This is a genomic window from Haloarcula sp. JP-Z28 (genome assembly GCF_011440255.1).
Lineage (GTDB): Archaea > Halobacteriota > Halobacteria > Halobacteriales > Haloarculaceae > Haloarcula > Haloarcula marismortui.
Genome location: NZ_JAAOHT010000007.1, coordinates 33540 through 49697 on the forward strand (window position 1 = coordinate 33540; position 16158 = coordinate 49697).

15 protein-coding genes are annotated in these 16158 nt (G+C 59.8%); 5 read left to right on the top strand and 10 right to left on the bottom strand.

Annotated elements, in window-relative coordinates:
- Positions 1–38 precede the first annotated feature (38 nt).
- The 5 genes from G9463_RS05110 to G9463_RS05130 form a co-directional block, all read right to left on the bottom strand.
- Positions 39–1028 (bottom strand): DMT family transporter, encoded by a 990-nt coding sequence (locus G9463_RS05110; protein ID WP_007190607.1) that lies wholly within the window; start codon positions 1026–1028, stop codon positions 39–41.
- Positions 1029–1334: 306 nt separating this feature from the next.
- Entirely contained in the window at positions 1335–1604 is a 270-nt protein-coding gene (locus G9463_RS05115; protein ID WP_004965433.1) for a hypothetical protein, read from the bottom strand.
- A gap of 125 nt (positions 1605–1729) precedes the next feature.
- A complete protein-coding gene (locus G9463_RS05120) occupies positions 1730–2347 on the bottom strand; it encodes a class I SAM-dependent methyltransferase (RefSeq protein WP_004965434.1) in 618 nt (205 codons plus the stop codon).
- 146 nt (positions 2348–2493) lie between these two features.
- The gene (locus G9463_RS05125; RefSeq protein ID WP_049919357.1) at positions 2494–2706 is read right to left on the bottom strand and encodes an SHOCT domain-containing protein; all 213 of its coding nucleotides are present in this window, start codon (positions 2704–2706) and stop codon (positions 2494–2496) included.
- Positions 2707–2926: 220 nt separating this feature from the next.
- Entirely contained in the window at positions 2927–3361 is a 435-nt protein-coding gene (locus G9463_RS05130; protein WP_165896183.1) for a pyridoxamine 5'-phosphate oxidase family protein, read from the bottom strand.
- Between the two features lie 102 nt (positions 3362–3463).
- On the opposite strand from G9463_RS05130, the gene G9463_RS05135 reads away from it, so the two are divergent.
- Positions 3464–5299: a bacteriohemerythrin gene (locus G9463_RS05135; protein WP_165896158.1), complete on the top strand. Its 1836-nt coding sequence runs from the start codon at positions 3464–3466 to the stop codon at positions 5297–5299.
- A 68-nt stretch (positions 5300–5367) separates the two neighbouring features.
- On the opposite strand, the gene G9463_RS05140 is transcribed toward G9463_RS05135, so the two are convergent.
- A complete protein-coding gene (locus G9463_RS05140; protein ID WP_004965445.1) occupies positions 5368–5841 on the bottom strand; it encodes a hypothetical protein in 474 nt (157 codons plus the stop codon).
- A gap of 106 nt (positions 5842–5947) precedes the next feature.
- On the opposite strand from G9463_RS05140, the gene G9463_RS05145 reads away from it, so the two are divergent.
- Positions 5948–6718 (top strand): hypothetical protein, encoded by a 771-nt coding sequence (locus G9463_RS05145; protein WP_165896159.1) that lies wholly within the window; start codon positions 5948–5950, stop codon positions 6716–6718.
- A 209-nt stretch (positions 6719–6927) separates the two neighbouring features.
- Here G9463_RS05145 and G9463_RS05150 read toward each other — a convergent pair whose 3' ends face one another.
- The 3 genes from G9463_RS05150 to G9463_RS05160 form a co-directional block, all read right to left on the bottom strand.
- Entirely contained in the window at positions 6928–7776 is an 849-nt protein-coding gene (locus G9463_RS05150) for a hypothetical protein (RefSeq protein WP_004965450.1), read from the bottom strand.
- A gap of 87 nt (positions 7777–7863) precedes the next feature.
- The gene (locus G9463_RS05155; protein WP_004965451.1) at positions 7864–8790 is read right to left on the bottom strand and encodes a hypothetical protein; all 927 of its coding nucleotides are present in this window, start codon (positions 8788–8790) and stop codon (positions 7864–7866) included.
- A gap of 307 nt (positions 8791–9097) precedes the next feature.
- Complete coding sequence (locus tag G9463_RS05160; RefSeq protein WP_165896160.1) at positions 9098–10396, bottom strand: amidohydrolase family protein; 1299 nt, start codon at positions 10394–10396, stop codon at positions 9098–9100.
- A 142-nt stretch (positions 10397–10538) separates the two neighbouring features.
- Between G9463_RS05160 and G9463_RS05165 the strand changes: the two genes are divergently transcribed.
- The 3 genes from G9463_RS05165 to G9463_RS05175 all read left to right on the top strand — a co-directional run bounded on the left by G9463_RS05165 (position 10539) and on the right by G9463_RS05175 (position 14939).
- Entirely contained in the window at positions 10539–11882 is a 1344-nt protein-coding gene (locus G9463_RS05165; protein WP_165896161.1) for a dihydroorotase family protein, read from the top strand.
- Positions 11883–12041: 159 nt separating this feature from the next.
- Positions 12042–13301: a threonine synthase gene (gene thrC / locus G9463_RS05170; protein WP_127014459.1), complete on the top strand. Its 1260-nt coding sequence runs from the start codon at positions 12042–12044 to the stop codon at positions 13299–13301.
- Positions 13302–13532: 231 nt separating this feature from the next.
- Positions 13533–14939 (top strand): uracil-xanthine permease family protein, encoded by a 1407-nt coding sequence (locus tag G9463_RS05175; protein ID WP_007190617.1) that lies wholly within the window; start codon positions 13533–13535, stop codon positions 14937–14939.
- Positions 14940–15048: 109 nt separating this feature from the next.
- Here the strand turns inward: G9463_RS05175 and G9463_RS05180 are convergent, their stop codons facing one another.
- Positions 15049–16083 carry an LLM class flavin-dependent oxidoreductase gene (locus G9463_RS05180; protein ID WP_165896162.1) on the bottom strand — a complete coding sequence of 345 codons (1035 nt, stop codon included), beginning with the start codon at positions 16081–16083 and terminating at the stop codon, positions 15049–15051.
- Between the last annotated feature and the right edge of the window lie 75 nt (positions 16084–16158).

Sequence of the window (16158 nt, forward strand, 5' to 3'; positions counted from 1 at the left end):
GACAGCGGCTAAGGCCTGACGCCCATGCTATCAGGGCATCACTCTCGTGTCGTGTACGCGTTCCCGCTGACGACGACACAGTCGTCCTGTGGCCCGTACGGTCGGTACGACGGCGAGTCTGTCCGGCGGCGGCGTAGCGACCGGAGCACGTCGGCTTTCACCCACGCGAAGCCGACCACGATGACAGCGAAGCCGGCGACGGTCACCGGACCGAGTGTTTCACCGAGCAGGAGCCAGCCGCTGATAGCCGTCACTGCTGGCACCACGTACGAAACTAGACTGGTTTCAGCGGCACCAACTGTGCTTATCAGGCGGAAGTAGAGGAGGAACCCGATTGCGCTGGCGACGATACCGAGATACGCGATCGCAGCTAGCTGTTCAAGCCCAACGGTGACGGTTCCGAGTTGCTCCGAGGGCAGCCCTACGCTGACGGCGTGCAGGATGGCAGCACCGAGCAGCGTCATCCAGGCCTGCAGGCTCACGAGCGGGAGCGAACTGGTGTAGCGTTCGGTCAGGACTGCACCGACAGCGAAGGCGACAGCGGAACTGATGAGGAGGGCGACGCCGAGCAGGCGGCCGCCGACCGCTCCCGGTGTGGGGTTCGCAATAATAACCACGCCGATAAACCCACAGACGGTGCCGATGAGTTCGTGCGGTCGAGCCCTGTAGCTCGGAATCAGTGTCGATGCGAACGCCGGCGTCACAACCGGTGTGAGACTGAGCAGGATTGCGCCGAAGGAACTCGGGACGTACTGCTGTCCAAGGAACAGAAGCGCGAAGTGTGCGCCGATGAGGACAGTCCCGCCGATGAGAATCAGCGACCAGTCATCGCGGGTCTGTGGGCGCAGTGACCGGCCTCGCCAGAGGGCATAGCCAAGCAGGACGACTGCAGCGATGTCGTGTCGGACAGCTGCCAGCAGCACCGGCGGGACGCTTTCGAGACCAGTCTTGATCGCCACAAAGGAGAGTCCCCAGATGAGTGCAAGCGCAGCAAACAGCAAGCCGATATATCGTGTCGAGTGTGTCATTCCAGTAGAGACCAATCGTATGTGCTGGAGGAGTATGAAGCTTCTATCGCCACTGTGACGCACACACACGCCCTCTACGGCCCGGCCTGCTGTTCAGAAATTCTCGAAAACAGTGCGTATCCGCAGTGCTTTCGAAGCCAGTTGTACCGAGACGTATTGTTCTACTCTGGTCCGTAACACGGAGTTCTCATTCGGCCACCGAACAGTCTCTCGGTCCACTGTTAGTAATGTCAAAAACGAGGGTGATGCCCACGTCGGCAGTTCCGAGCGGATGCTCCGAGTCAGCATCCAGATGTATGGCCCGAGTCAGGTCGACACCGTGTCGAAATGCCAGCCCGGGTCGGTCCCGGTTTCGTCAATGTGCTCCGACCGGCACGCCGGACAGCAGTCAGGGACAGCAGTTTCAGACCGGGGAACGTACACCGCGCCGTCACATTCCACACAGGCGTCCGCGACGACTGTCACGCAGTCTGCACAGAGATTGAAGTCGTCGACTGTGAGGTCTCGCAGGGGTTCGAGTTGTTTGTCCAAGAGGTACTCGTCGATAGCCGCCTGACAGTTTTGGCACAGTTGCATAGCGATCCAATTTGATGCATGATACCGTGACACAAATAGTTGCTGCCCGGTTATCGATTGTGAATGTCCCGACGGGTAGCTGTTCGATTATGGAGTCGCCCAGAAGTGACAGATACCAATGCGGGCTACGGCGCACGGAACACGCGAATAGTGTCCCGAGAAGTGGGTTCTCGAATTAGTTGTGCGAACCCGAGCTCTGAGAACACCTGCTTCCAGTTGCGGTGATACAGCGGGAAATCGTCATCGACGTAGCTCACGTCAGTGTCTGCGCGTCCACGTTCGGGGCTGTTGCCTTCGTTTTCGGCGATTACGAGGAGGTCGCCGGCAATACGGGCGATTTCCTCGAACACCCATGCGTCGTCCGGGTGGATGTGCTGGAGCGTCTCAACCGAATAGACGACATCGAAGGCATCGTCCTCGAACTCAGTAACAATGTCTTCGAGGGCACCGGTGTGGAACGTCCCCGAATCCGCGAGCCGCGGGTAGTGCTCAGCCATCACGTCAAAGGATTCGTCGTTGATGTCGATACCAGTGAGATTCCCGTATCCGCTGGTCTGCAGGTGTGCCAGATGGCGGCCCGAGCCACAGCCCAGTTCGATGATTCGGGCGTCGTCGTGGACGTAGTGGTCGAGCACGTTGACCAGTGTCTCACTCACCTCATTCGGTCCGAGTTCGGCGTAGTACGCCGGCGAGAACTTCCCGGAACGGGAGGCCCAGTCGTCTCGAACGTCGTCCGGGTCCATACCCACCGTACACCGTTGTAGAATAAATGTACCACGAAGTGCGTGTCAGGCAGTCGTGGGCGCAAGCAGGGTGACACAGTTTACGCTGCTACGGGTGACGCTCCTTCCGCCAACTAACAGCGGCTGAAAGCTGCCAGTGTCGTGGCCTATGACTCGTGCTGGAGCAAGCGGTCAGCCCGCGTTTCAAGTTCGTTCTCGTCAATCTCACCGGATGCGTACTGCTGTTTAAGCGTTTCCAGTGAATCCGGCTCAACCGTCGCCTCGCGCTGTAGCTGCACGTACAGCAGGCCCCCTATCGCCACAACAGCGATGATGAACGCTGCGAGCAGCAGCCACCAACCGACCGGAGTCGTGCCCATACCCATTCCCCCACCGTGGGGCCCCATCGGTCCGTGCTGGAGTAGCGCAGTTGTTAGCGGTAGCATCTGGAACACCTCTGTTTGTAGATACGGGCCTCACAACATAATTACGTGCGCTGGTTCCCGAGAAGTGAGAACACAAGCCGCGACGCGGAGCAGCGAATACAGCGCTCCAGAGGAGTTCGATACCCGCTGCTGTTAGTGGATTGCAACACCGGTTTCACCCGACTCGGAATTCACGTCCATACCAGTCGTCGATTCGAAGTTCGTACGGCGTCGTCGTCGATGTGTCGTCCCAGCTGACTGGGTTCGGGGCGAACTGTGTGTTGCTGGCCAGCGAGGCAAGGGCCGGTTCTACCTCGCCGTACGTCGTCTCGACCAGCTCACCCGTGACCACGACGCTTCGCCAGACCGATTTGGGCTCGGTTTCCTCGTACACCATGAACCCGACGGAGGCGTCCGCGGTCAGATACCGGTGTTTCTGGCTATCGTCGCTCTCTGACAGGTGAAACGCAAGGCTATCCGTCGCCGGGTCGTACCCGAACGCGACCGGGAACGGATACGGGGCCGCCCTCGTCGGGCCGGACAGCGCCAGCACGCCGATTCCGTTGTCAGTGAGGACATCAACGACCGCTTCGTCACGTAATTCTCGCATCCCGGATGCAACGTTATCTGGCAACTACTTGGAGAGCAGACCGCATTTTCATTCGGTGAGAACGTGAGAGTTGCTTTTCAAATAATGGGTAACAGAACAGGTATGGGCACAGATTCGACAGGGGAGTTCGCCGAGTGGGATGACGAACGGTACAGCACGAATATCGAGCGGTTCGATGAACAGCACAAGCGCCTGTTCGGGCTGCTGAACGACCTCCACACGGCGATGAACGAGGGCCATTCCGAGGAGGAGGTCGGTGACATTCTCCGGGAACTCGAACGCTACACGGAGTACCATTTCGGTGACGAGGAAGAGTTCATGCAGAACTGTGGCTACGCCATGGACTGCAGCGACTGTTTTTACAACCACCGTGAGATGCACGAAGAGTTCGCCGACAAGGTGCAAGAACTCCGCGAGAAACACGAAAACGGGGAGTACGTCACGATGGAGGTCCTGACAGTTGCCCGGGACTGGCTCGATGCGCACATCGCCGCCGGCGACGAGGACCAGAACTACGCTGACTACTTCCAGACAGAGGTCAGCGACGACTACGAGTACGAACCCGGGCAGCTCTATCATGACCGGACGGCATCAGAAGACCCCGTCCCAGTTGATCGCCAGAGCGAGGACGCCGGTGTGCGCCTCGACAGCGACATCTACGACGGAGCCTCGCTTTCGGTCCCGGACGGGTCAGTAGCGGCCTGGTTCGAAGACATCGTTTCGGACCACGGGGACCGGACCGCGGCGCTCGTCCGAGATGACGGCGAGTTCGTCGAACGGAGTTTCGAAGAGCTGGCCGAGCGAGCGAAGGCAGTTGCGGGCGGCCTCCTCTCGACGGAACTGCGCCCCGGGGACCGACTGGCAATCAGAGCACAGTCCCAATACGAGTGGTCCGTACTCGACCTGGCCTGTCACTTCGCCGGGCTGGTCCCGGTTGCACTCTACCCGTCCGCGAGCGACGACCGGGCAGCCCAGATTATCGAGCGGACCGGCGCAACCGGACTCGTGGCAGCGGGAGACGTGGCCGACGACCTCGCGATGGCCGTCGAAACCGTGCTCGATTTCGAGGACTTACCGACTGCTGAGGCGAGAGTGCTGCCCGGTCTGCAGACGGACGGTGACGAGGTTGCGACAGTCGCGTTCGACGTGGCTTCCCCCGCAGAGAAGGCCGGCTGTGCGCTGACACATCGAAATCTTCTGGCGGCAGCAGAGAGCCTCCGCGAGGCGCTTCCTACTGGTCCCGGAGCGACCGGGACCTGTTCGCTTCCGCTGGCACACATCTATCAGCGTGTTTCGACATACTACCTCTGGGCGACCGGGAGTGCCGTCGCATACCTCGGGGCCGAGGAGTTTATCGACCAACTCGCGGCTGTTGAGCCGGAGGTGCTCGTCGGTGTCCCGAAGATGTACCAGCAGCTCTACGGGACGATACAGGACCGTCTGGGTGACATGGGCTGGATGAAACGGAAGGTCGGCGGTCGAGTGGCGTCCTACGGGGAGGGTATCGTCGAAGGCCAGGGAACGCCGCTGAAATACAGAGCCGCCAACCGGCTCGTGTACAAGCCGCTGCGGCAAGAAGCGGGGTTATCAAACCTCACCTACGCTCTCTCCGGGACTGGCCGACTCGACGACCATCTGCTGTACTTCTTCCGGGGGCTTGGCGTTCCGGTATGCGAGCTATACGGTTCGGTCGGAACAACCGGTGTCGGCGCACTGAACCCGGCAGAATCCTTCGTCCAGGGGTCAATTGGCGACCCAATGCCGGGCGTTGAAATCGCTGTCTCCGAAAACAGAGAACTATTGATCCGTGGGCCAACCGTCCTCGGTGGGTTCCTCGACGACGGCCAGACTGGCTCACAAACGCTTCGGGACGACTGGTATCACACCGGCGAAGTCGGTGAGGTGGGGCCGGACGGCACGCTGTCGGTCGGCGAGTGAGCGCCGTCAGGCGGGCAGTAAACACCCCGGTTACCGTTCAGCCAAAGAGGATTGCGCTTCAACTCAGGTCAGACGATCCGAGACCCGAGTGCGACGAGTGGCACGAGGACGAGTAGATACGCAGCCGCCGAAATCGCCCAGTCCCGTCGGATGTCCGCCATCCGAGCCGACGGCAGTCGGGAACGTGGGAGCACGACAAAGACAAAGAAGCCGACCATCAGCGAATAGAGGACCGCAGCAGCGACGACTGTCGCGAGTATTGACTGGCCACCGAGAAGGCCTTCGCTGGTGAGAAGCATCCAGACGAACAACGGCCCAGTCAACCAGCCAGCGATGTAATGGACGACGTTCGCAAGCCGACCCGGCGCGTCGGCTGGGACACTGTTTGTTAACACACCGGAGGCAATGAACGGCGGTGTTTCGCCTTCCGGCAGTCTGGCCATTACCAGATCCATCACAACCGTCGCGGCGACAGCGGCAACCACCCCGATAACAAACCGAAATGACACCGTAAGCGCCGTAACAAGAGGTACCGACTCCATGTACCACTGAGAGGGCGGGGCTGTATTCTGTCTGACGGTTCAGGCCGACTGTGATACCGATTTGTTGGGTGCGAAAGCCTGTGAGGGCGTACCCCGTAAGGGCTTCATGCGCACACAGGATGCAGGACACCGAGCGGCAGCAGTCGCTGCTATCGCTGACCGCGATTATCGGCGGGCTGGAGATGAATACACGCGGGCTGGGTGGCGAGTTCTCTCGGACCCGCGAGAAGGCATTGAGCCGTTCGGTGCTGACGAGAAGGGCTGGGTCGGTGACGGGCTTCAGTACCTCGCAACAAGCGCGGTCTGTTACCGTGTCGCCGGAAACGACACACGCGCCACCCGTCGTGGCGTCGAGGGCGTCGCCGTGGCCAAGGATTTGACCAACGGGCTCGAGCATCCGGTTCAGCACGCTTGTCTCGATGAGTTCGTCGCGGATTTCCGAACCGTTGCAGGGCTCGACGGTGTCGAGGCGGCGTACCGCGAGGCGGAATCAGCCTACAAAGACGCTGGAAGTGCTATTGACAACCCGCAGGCGTGGGGGACGACGCCGCTGTTCGAGTCCGCTGCAACGCTCATCCAGCAGGTCGCCCGTGGCCCCGCCAACGGCGAAATCGCTCTTCCCTGGGAAGACCTCCACGGCACAGACCCGGACGACCCCGGCAGGTTCCTCGCACAGCGGGCTATCGTCAAACGCCAGCGGTTCCCAAGTCTTATTCAGCAGGTCATCAACGACGGCTTCCTTGCGACCCCTCGGGGGACGACGGAGTACGACACCGACCACCACCGGTGCCCACACTGTGGCTCGACAGATGTGAACTGGGTCGCAGAGAGCGTTGTGTGCCTTCGATGTTCCCGTCCAACAGACGAGACCAGCTAATACGCAGTATCTGTTTTCAAAGTAGGGCAAGATATTAGCTCTGTGGGACTATATTTCGACAATACGGCTACAAATATGACTTGTAGAAGGCTATCTTGGCTATTTCTGTCTTGTTTTAATATCGCTTCGTCTATCTTAGTCGTGTGTGAGCTTACTCAGACTGTGAAGAACTGAAGTAGAAAGATATCTATGCAGACCAATTGCGCTGGTCACGTTGTCGGTTCAGTCGACTCGGGTAGTGACTCCGAGTCGGTACGGGCTTCGATTAGAAGTCGCCGATTAACAATGTGATCGACAACGGTAGTGCTATCGAGAATTTCCGTCTCACTGTCGTGGGTTTCTGGGTCGCCGGTGTACCGTCGTATCTTGAACGAATCCATTGCGTTTCGGTTCTCTGAGACTGGTTCGATAACTTCGAGGTACTCACCGGTGGTGGTGTTGCGATAGGTTTCGCCCGTGGCAAAGCCGACAACGGGGACATCCGCAGGCCACTGCCATGAGAACTGCCGTAGATACTGGTCGAACTGCCAGACGAGATGTGCCGGGTCAAGATCGTCGTCAAGCGCTCCCACAGCGGCGGAATCGAGTGTCCGGTCCCAGTAGTCCACGACACACTCTTTAAGATCGTCTTGCAGACAGTCCTCAACCAGTTTCTGCTCGATCGGATAACCGATTTCGATGGCAACGATAGCGTGTCGGTCAAGATGGGTGAGACAGCGCTGGCATTCGATCTCGAACACGGACAGGCCAAGTGGGTTATCCGCAGTCAAGTGCGCCAGTTCGTTTCCGCAATTGGGACACCAGAGAAACAACACCCCGTTGTCTGCACCGGACAGTTCACCGAGCACAGTCAGGTCATCAAACGCAGTGTCAGGTTCATTCGTCCGAGACTCGGATATCGACTCCGGAGCGGCCTCTGCGGCATCATCCGCGTATTTGGCCAGCTTTCGGTCTTTCAGTAGTGACTTGATAACCGAATCGTGCGAGGAGTGCGACTCCGTGTCACGTATCTTCTCTATCTGTTCTTTTGTCCAATCACGTACGCGGATAGTTGCCATTTGTCACACATTCAAACCAAGCTGCAAAAACAGTTTCCTTTTATAATGATTGTTAACCTTCGCGCACAATCACCACGTAGAGGGCGGTTAATGACTGGCAGCAGAGATACGCCGCTTGATTTCGGCGTTCGAGACACGTATCTGGTTGGCTGCCAGTCGATGAGTGACGAGGTCGAGGAGGTCCAGTTCTGACAGTAGTCTCCGTGCATGTGTCTGGCTCAGATCGAGACGCTGGGTCACCTCGTCCAGAGAGCTGGACTGGGTAACAGTCTGAGCGAGCTGGGCCACGGTCACGTCCTGAGAGATACCGAGTCCATCCGCAACAAGGTTGTCGTCGCTGTCCTGCGAGTCAGCCTCGGCAAGCAGGTCAGCGACAGATCTGGCACCCAGTCCGTCCGGTTCTTCGGGTTGACTGTTGTCGCTCACCCTGTCGTCAGAAGGGTCTGACCCGGCATCGGGACCTGCATCGGTGTCAGTATCGGACCCTGCCTGCACGTCTGCAAGACTGAGTCCGCCTGCCTGTGGCGTCGTGTCTGTCGGGTCGTGGATATCGTACTCCACCATATACCGGCGCACAGTTTCGGAAGTCACGTCGGCATCAAGCGCCTCGGTCATCTCCGGGAACGTATCGCAGGCATCGTATGCTGCCTGGAGTGCCTCAGGGTCCTTGTACGCTGGCACGGAATCCGACTGCGAGAGGGTTTCCGCCAGTTCGTTGGACGTGTCCCCCTGATCGCCTGACGGGACCGGTATGTTGGTTCCAACAGGGACGGTAACCGTCACGTCAATCTCGATCCGTTTATCAATCACATCAAACTCCTCAGCGTCGACGGAGACGTCATCATGTATCGATACGCCACCGAATACCGGCGTCGCGAGCGTCAGGTCGGCACTGATCTCGTCGTTATCCGCGGTTGTCTGGCCCCTGACTGAAACCGATTTGACCTCAGTGTCAGACGAATCTAGGCATTCGAGTACCTGCGTGAACGTCTCAAAGGCGTCACTAACTACCATATGTCATCCACGCTCACAGTCCCACTATTACATACGGGAAGCGGAGAAATTTGCCACAATAGACGAAAGAGACAGATTTGGTCCCTCGACCACGCTACAGTCAAAATACCGTGTGTACAGAATGTGCACATTGACTGCGATAGCGAAATATTGCCTGTCATTTTACACCCTTAGAGTGTGAATGAAATTGCGTTCATAGACTGCACTTTCCAGAATGTATCAGCAGATCACATTTACACCCTAAGGGTGTATATTAGTAGGACCTCCAGTAACAGCGAATTGAAACCATCTCCGTTTGGTGACCGCCCTACAGTCGTTCCCAGAGTTCGGCACTGGCATCGCCGACAGCAGTCATGTCCGAATCATCGACGCCAGTGACGCCTGATTGCTGGTCGTAGACAGACTCTCCGTCGATTATCGTCCGGGTAACGTCCGCACGGCTTGCAGCGCTGACGACGTAGTAGGGTGCACTCCCGTCCAGCACCGGGTTCGGCCCCAGATCCAGCGTGACAAAATCACCGCGTTTGCCGACCTCGATACTGCCGACAGCGTCATCCATCCCCAGCACCGCCGCACTGCCGATTGTCGCCCATTCGAGGGCGGTGGCCATGTCGAAGCCGCTCGGGTTGCGCTGCTTGAGTTTGTGGATACCGACAGCTGAACGCATGGTCTCGAACATATCCGGGTCCCACCCGTCGTCACCGAGCCCGATTGTCATTTCGTGGGCTTGCATCGTTTCGACATCGGCGATACCGACGGCGTTGTTGATATTGGAATAGGGGTTGTGAGCAACGTTAACGTCGTGTTCTGCAAGTACTTCGATTTCGGACTCGGTGGAATGGACGCAGTGGGCAGCGATGACCTCAGCATTGAAAAAGCCCATGTCTTCGAGCGCGAACACCGGTCGTTCCCCGTAGTCGGCGATGGATTCGTGAACGTCGACCAGTCCCTCTTCAAGATGGATCTGGATGGGACGGTTGTCATCGGTAGCCCGGTCGACACACTCCGCAACGATGTCTTCGGTGTTGGTAAACAGCGTGTGGAGGCAGTAGTGGCCGGACACGGTGTCGTACTGGTCCTCCGCTTCGTCGATGAACCGCTGATTCTCCGCGATTCCATCTCTGGCCTGGGCTTCGGAGTTTCGGGCTGTCGTCTCGAACGTAATCATCCCGCGGATCGGTGTCTGTGCGACACCCTCTGCGACGGCGTCGAGACCGCCCGGCAGCGTGTTTGGCCCGGAGTAGTTGTCACAGAAGGTGGTGACGCCGCTCTGAAGCATCTCGACAGAGGAACCCAGTGCGGACAGGCGAGCGTCACGTTCGGTAAACGCCTCGTCGACGTTCCACCAGATGTCGACGAGCGCTTCGTAGAAACTCTCAGGTGACGCAGCGAGCGGCGCGCCGCGAATCGGGAGTGCGTACATGTGGGTATGACAGTTCACCAACCCCGGGATGACAACTTCCTCGGTGGCGTCAACAACCTCGTCGCCCGAGGCGTACCCGTCCTCGATAGCGACGATTTCACCGTCCTCGACAACGACATGTACCTCTGACCGGACCGTGCGCTCATCGTCCATCGTGATGAGCGTCCCTGCGTTCAGTATCACAGGTTGGGGGATATCAGCAACTGACTAAAAGCTACTCCGCCCCAGAACAGCCTTAGCAGCCACTCTCTCACAACCACCGTGTGCGACGGATGTGGCGTCTCACACACCAACTGTTTTCGTCATTCGCCCGGGCTGTTCTATCATGACAGACATTCACATTAAAGACGCACAGGTGGTGACGGCATCGGGTGTCCAGCACGGTGAAATCACGATGTCGGACGGAGCGATAGACGCCGCTGGTCCGGCGTCGGCGGTTCCAACCCCCAGTAATCCGGACACCGTCATCGACGCGGACGGCATGGTCGCGCTCCCGGGCGCTACCGACGTGCACACACACATGCACGACGACGAACTGTTTCCTGATGGTATCGATTTCGCGTCCCAGACCGCGAGTGCGGTTGCCGGTGGAGTGACGACAGTCATCGAGCTACCGACCCAGACACCCGTCACGACGCCGGAGGCAATACAGAGGAAAGCGGAGACGTGTTCGACGCTGGCCCACATCGATTTCGGCCTCGTTGCGGGCAATATTCAGGACCCCGATATCGACGTGTCTGGCATCATGAGCGCCGGAGTAGCGGATTTCAAAACGTTTACCGCTGACCCGTATCTGGCGAGTGACGCGTCCATCGCAGCACTCATGCGGCACGTCGGCGATGCCGGCGGAACAGTTCGCGTCCACTGCGAGACGCAGGGACTCCTTGACGACGCGCGGTCGACTATCGTCAGCGATGACCCTGAGGTGTACATGGGTTCACGACCGCTCGAAGCCGAACTTGACGCGATCTCTCGGGCGGGCTATTTCGCGGAATACGCCGACTGCCCGCTGCACGTCGTCCACATCTCAAGCGGGAGCGGCGCACGCGAGGCCGGCCGCTTCAAATCGCGAGCGAACGTCCCAGTCACGCTCGAAACCTGTCCGCAGTATCTGGCCTTCTCGAAGGAGGACGTTGCCGACAAGGGACCGTTCCTGAAGGTCAATCCAAGCCTCAAGTCCGATGCCGAGCGGGAGCGGCTCTGGGATGCGGTTCAGGACGGGACGATCGACCTCATCGGCACAGACCACTTCCCGACGTACCGCGAAACTCGGGATGTCGGCTGGGATGACATCTGGGAGCCATACGCCGGCCTCCCGGGCGTCGAAACAATGGTCGAATTCCTCGTCAGTGAGGGCGTCCACAAGAGTCGGCTTTCGTGGCCACGGCTCCGTGAACTCGTATGCGCGGCTCCGGCCCGAAGTGCTGGCATCTACCCCCGAAAAGGTTCACTGCAGCAGGGCACAGATGCGGACGTGATTCTCATCCGGGACGAGGAGTACGAAGTTACCGCCGACGACCACACGTTCGTCGGTGGCTGGACGCCATACGAGGGACAGCACTGGAGCGCGCGCGTGGACACAGTCATCGCTGGCGGTGAGATTGTCGCAAAGGACCACAGGGTTCGGTCAACGGCGGGCCGCGGCCAGTTCCTGAACCGCCCGTTGTAGCGTTTTGCCGTCCATTGACCTGATAGCCAGTTCACAAATAGATGTGTGGCGTGTGCGACCAGTGTGTGAAGGTGTGTCAGCCACAACAGAGGGGGATCGCCTGACAATCGGGCTGAAGCCACAGTACGGTTTTATACCCAGTTGTACTGAGGAAGTAGTATGGGCATGACGCAAGTCACAACCCTCGAGTGTACACTCTGTGGGGCGGAGTACGACCCGAACCGGATCATCTACACCTGTCCCGAACACGAGGGCGTGAAGGGAATTCTCGAGGTAACGTACGACTACGATGCTATCGATGATGCGTTTGACGGCGACCTCGGCGGGCCGATCGCAAGTCAATGGAAGTACGAGGCGTTTCTGCCAGTCGCAGCGGACGCCGATATCGTGACGCTCAACGAGGGCGGGACGGACCTCTTCGACGCGCCGAATCTCAGCGCTGCGCTGGGCGTCGAGACACTGGTCAAAGACGACGGACGGAACCCGACGGGGTGTTTCAAGGACCGTGCCAGCGCTATCGCTGTCACGAAAGCCAAACACGCCGGGCGCGATATCATCACCTGCGCCTCGACCGGGAACGCCGCCGCGTCACTGTCGGGCTACGCCGCCCGCGGGGGGATGGACTGCCGTATTTTCGTCCCCGGTGACGCCCCGACAGGGAAACTCGCACAGCCGCTCGTCTACGGCGCGGATGTCCTTGCTGTCAACGGCAACTACGACGAAGCCTACGACCTCAGCGTCGAGGTCACCGAGAAGTACGGCTGGTACAACCGCAACGCGGCGATCAATCCGTTCCAGGTCGAGGGCAAGCGCACCGTCGGCCACGAACTCGCAGACCAGTCTATCGCCCGCGGACACGTCCCGGACTGGGTCGTCTTCTCGATGGGCGACGGCTGTACGATTGCCGGGGCCTGGAAGGGGTTCAAGGAGTTCTACGACCTCGGCTACGTCGACGACCACCCTAAAATGCTGGGGGTTCAGGCTGAAGGGGCGTCGGCGATCCACGACGCCTTCCACAACCACGAGGATATCGACGATATCGCCGAAACGCTGGCCGATTCAATCGCAGTCGGACGGCCGCGGAACACGATTAAGGCTTGCCGCGCGCTGGAACAGAGCGGTGGCACGAGCGTGCTGGTCTCCGATGAAGAGATTCTGAAAGCCGAAACGCTACTTGGCAGCACCGAAGGAATCTACTCCGAGCCGGCGGGAGCAGCGCCTATCGCGGGCGTTCAGACGGCGCTCGACCGGGGAATCATCGAACAGGACGAAACGGTCGTCGTGGTGTCCACCGGCTTCGGCCTGAAGGACACGAAAAGCGCCGAGAAGGCGACCGGCGGGGTGGATCGAATCGACCCCGAAATCGCAGAGGTCGAAGGTCTGTACGGCACGGCCGAAGAAGCCGCAGCCGACGACTGACGACCGGACAGTTGCCCCGACACGGGCCCGCACACTGCCATTTTGAGATCAGTTTCAATACACTTCCGAGTCGATGGAGTTGCAGTTGCAAAGTGTAGCAGGACGCATATCCAACGAGTATCACAAATTAGTGAGACATTCGAATAGGTATCTCGGACAGAGTTAAACACATATATTGATATAAGGATTCTAGTAGGTGGATTGAAAAGATAGGGGGCTGGATGGCGTCCCATGAGCGGTCCAGAGGCAGAACAGCAGTCAGTCGTACTGTACGATATCGAAGACAAACCGCCGCTGGGGAAGGCGATTCCACTCGGCATCCAGCACGTGCTCGCGATGTTTCTGGGCAACGTCGCGCCCCCGCTCATCCTTGCCGGGGCTGTCGGCTCCGTCACAGGGGAGACGACGTTTCTCGTCCAGATGGCACTCATCGTCGCCGGCATTGCGACCATCGTTCAGGCGTACCCGGTCGGCCCCGTCGGCGCGCGGCTCCCGGTCGTCATGGGGACCAGTTTCGCGTTTCTCGGGCCGCTTATCGGCATCGGCAACCAGTTCGGTATCGCCGCCGTCTTCGGCGCGTCACTGCTTGCCGCGCCGGTCGAGGTCATCATGGGCGTCTCGTTCGACCGGTTCCGGCGGTTCTTCCCCCCGCTGGTCACCGGTATCGTCGTAATGCTCATCGGATTGACGCTCATCCCCACGGGCATGAACTACGCCGCGGGGGCCTCGGCCGGCCCATCAGCGGAGGGATACGGCTCCTTCGTGAATCTCGGCCTCGCGGGGCTCGTGCTGATAGTCACGGTCGGGCTGAACCAGTTCTTCGAGGGCTTTCTCCGCGTCATCAGCGTATTCGTGGGCATCATCGTCGGCTACCTCGCCGCGCTTGCGCTAGGTGTGGTTGACCTCTCGGCAGTCGCCGCTGCCGGCTGGGTGACGGTTCCCGTTCCGCTCAAGTACGGCCTCGCCTTCGAGCCAAGCGCCGTCGTCACCGTGGCCTTCCTCTACATCATTACCGGCATGGAGACTATCGGGGACATCTCGGGGACGGTATCCGCAACCGGCCGGAACGCCACGCGCGAGGAAATCCGTGGCGGCCTCGTCGCTGACGGCGTCATGAGCGTTTTCGGTGCGGTGTTCAACGCGCTCCCGAACACGTCGTTCTCGCAGAACGTCGGCCTCGTGAACTTCACCGGCGTCGCCAGCCGGTACGTCGCCGGCATCGGGGGCGTCGTGCTGCTTGCACTCGGATTTGTCCCGAAAGTCGGCGCAGTCGTCTCGGCGATGCCCGACGCCGTGCTGGGCGGCGGCGCGCTCATCCTGTTCGCGATGATATTCTCCTCGGGCGCACGCCTCATCACGCAAAACGTCGAGTTAGACCACCGCAATTCGACCATCCTCGCGATGTCGATGGCGCTCGGCCTCGGCGTCGCGTTCCGCCCTGAAATCCTCCAGAACTTCCCGTCTGAGGTACAGACGCTGTTCGGGTCCGCACTTGTCACCGGTGGGATGGCCGCCCTCATTCTCAATATTGTGTTCCCCGGCGGGAGTGTCGGAACCGGGCCAACTGAGTACACCGCAGGACTGGAACCCGATCCTGTCGAGACGGGAGCGGGCGCGCCGCCGGTCGACGACGACTGATACTGTCGGCAGTACGTCTGCGCCACCACGAGGGAGCGAGTATCCCGTCTCAACCACAATTAACAACAGGAAGGGGGGTCTGTGCCGCGTGGCTGCGCGCCGTCCTTGGTTACAGGTAGCCGTCCGCAAACTCGTCGATCATCAGCCGCCGGTCGTCGCCAAGCGGATAGAGAATCGGGCACTGACAGCCCGTCTCTGCGTACTCCCGGACTTTCTCCCGACACTGTTCGGGCGTGCCGCTGGCGGTGAGTTTGTGCACCACGTCGTCCGGAATGAGGTGCATGCCCTCTTTGATGTCGTCCTTGTCGGCCGGCCACCCGCCGATGGTCTCACCCACCTCGTCGATGAGGTCCTGGCTGACGCCGCTGGCTTTCATGATGTGTGGCTGTTGCCCGAGGTACTGCGTGATGAGTTCGCGGGCGTTGTCCAGGGCTTTCTCTTCGTCGTGGTCCATCGAGCAGACGACGAGCTGGGGCCGGTCGATGTCGTCAAGAGAGCGACCACCGCGCTCCGCCCCGGTCTCCAGTGCGTCAAGGGCCTTCTCGTTGTACTCCGGGCTGACAAGGTAGTTCAACAGGGCCCCATCGGCGAAGTGGCCGGTGAGTTCCAGCATCTTGAACCCGGTCCCGCCAACGTAGACGGGGACGGTTCGCGGCCCGTCATCGCCGTGGACCACGTCCAGTTCCACGTCGCGCATCTGGACGAACTCCCCGTCATAGGTGACGTTTTTCATGTCCAGCAGGTCCTGTGTCACCTCGACACATTCGCGCATCGCCCGGAGCGCGCCGCTACGGTCAATACCGACCTTCTCGGCCAGCGGGTCCCACCAGGCCCCGATACCACACATGATGCGGTCCGGGCCGGCGAGTTCCTCGAGCGTGCTCATCGACTGTGCGATCAGCGCCGCGTTGCGCGTCCAGTTGTTGATGACGCCCGTCCCGAGTTTGATGTCATCGGTGACCGCGGCGTACGCGCCGAGCGGGGAGACGGCGTCACGTGCGAGTCGCGATTCAGCCTGCCATATCTCGTCGATGCCCTGCTCTTCCGCGTACTGCACGAGTTCGACGTTCTCTTCTAGCGAGTGTTTGTCCTGCAAGTAGATACCGACACGGTCGCCTCTCTCGAAGACCTGATTGGTGCTCATGAGACATGCTGGATTCTCCGAATACCGATAAATAGATTTGGCCACACACACGGTCTGTGGGAGGTGTGGCCGCCG

Coding starts and splice junctions, on each gene's coding strand:
- G9463_RS05150 (WP_004965450.1), bottom strand. CDS start 7,776: ATGGCAACTATCCGCGTACGTGATTGGACAAAAGAACAGATAGAGAAG.
- G9463_RS05180 (WP_165896162.1), bottom strand. CDS start 16,083: ATGAGCACCAATCAGGTCTTCGAGAGAGGCGACCGTGTCGGTATCTAC.
- G9463_RS05155 (WP_004965451.1), bottom strand. CDS start 8,790: ATGGTAGTTAGTGACGCCTTTGAGACGTTCACGCAGGTACTCGAATGC.
- G9463_RS05120 (WP_004965434.1), bottom strand. CDS start 2,347: ATGGACCCGGACGACGTTCGAGACGACTGGGCCTCCCGTTCCGGGAAG.
- G9463_RS05145 (WP_165896159.1), top strand. CDS start 5,948: ATGCGCACACAGGATGCAGGACACCGAGCGGCAGCAGTCGCTGCTATC.
- G9463_RS05140 (WP_004965445.1), bottom strand. CDS start 5,841: ATGGAGTCGGTACCTCTTGTTACGGCGCTTACGGTGTCATTTCGGTTT.
- G9463_RS05125 (WP_049919357.1), bottom strand. CDS start 2,706: ATGGGCACGACTCCGGTCGGTTGGTGGCTGCTGCTCGCAGCGTTCATC.
- G9463_RS05135 (WP_165896158.1), top strand. CDS start 3,464: ATGGGCACAGATTCGACAGGGGAGTTCGCCGAGTGGGATGACGAACGG.
- G9463_RS05130 (WP_165896183.1), bottom strand. CDS start 3,361: ATGCGAGAATTACGTGACGAAGCGGTCGTTGATGTCCTCACTGACAAC.
- G9463_RS05165 (WP_165896161.1), top strand. CDS start 10,539: ATGACAGACATTCACATTAAAGACGCACAGGTGGTGACGGCATCGGGT.
- thrC (WP_127014459.1), top strand. CDS start 12,042: ATGGGCATGACGCAAGTCACAACCCTCGAGTGTACACTCTGTGGGGCG.
- G9463_RS05110 (WP_007190607.1), bottom strand. CDS start 1,028: ATGACACACTCGACACGATATATCGGCTTGCTGTTTGCTGCGCTTGCA.
- G9463_RS05175 (WP_007190617.1), top strand. CDS start 13,533: ATGAGCGGTCCAGAGGCAGAACAGCAGTCAGTCGTACTGTACGATATC.
- G9463_RS05115 (WP_004965433.1), bottom strand. CDS start 1,604: ATGCAACTGTGCCAAAACTGTCAGGCGGCTATCGACGAGTACCTCTTG.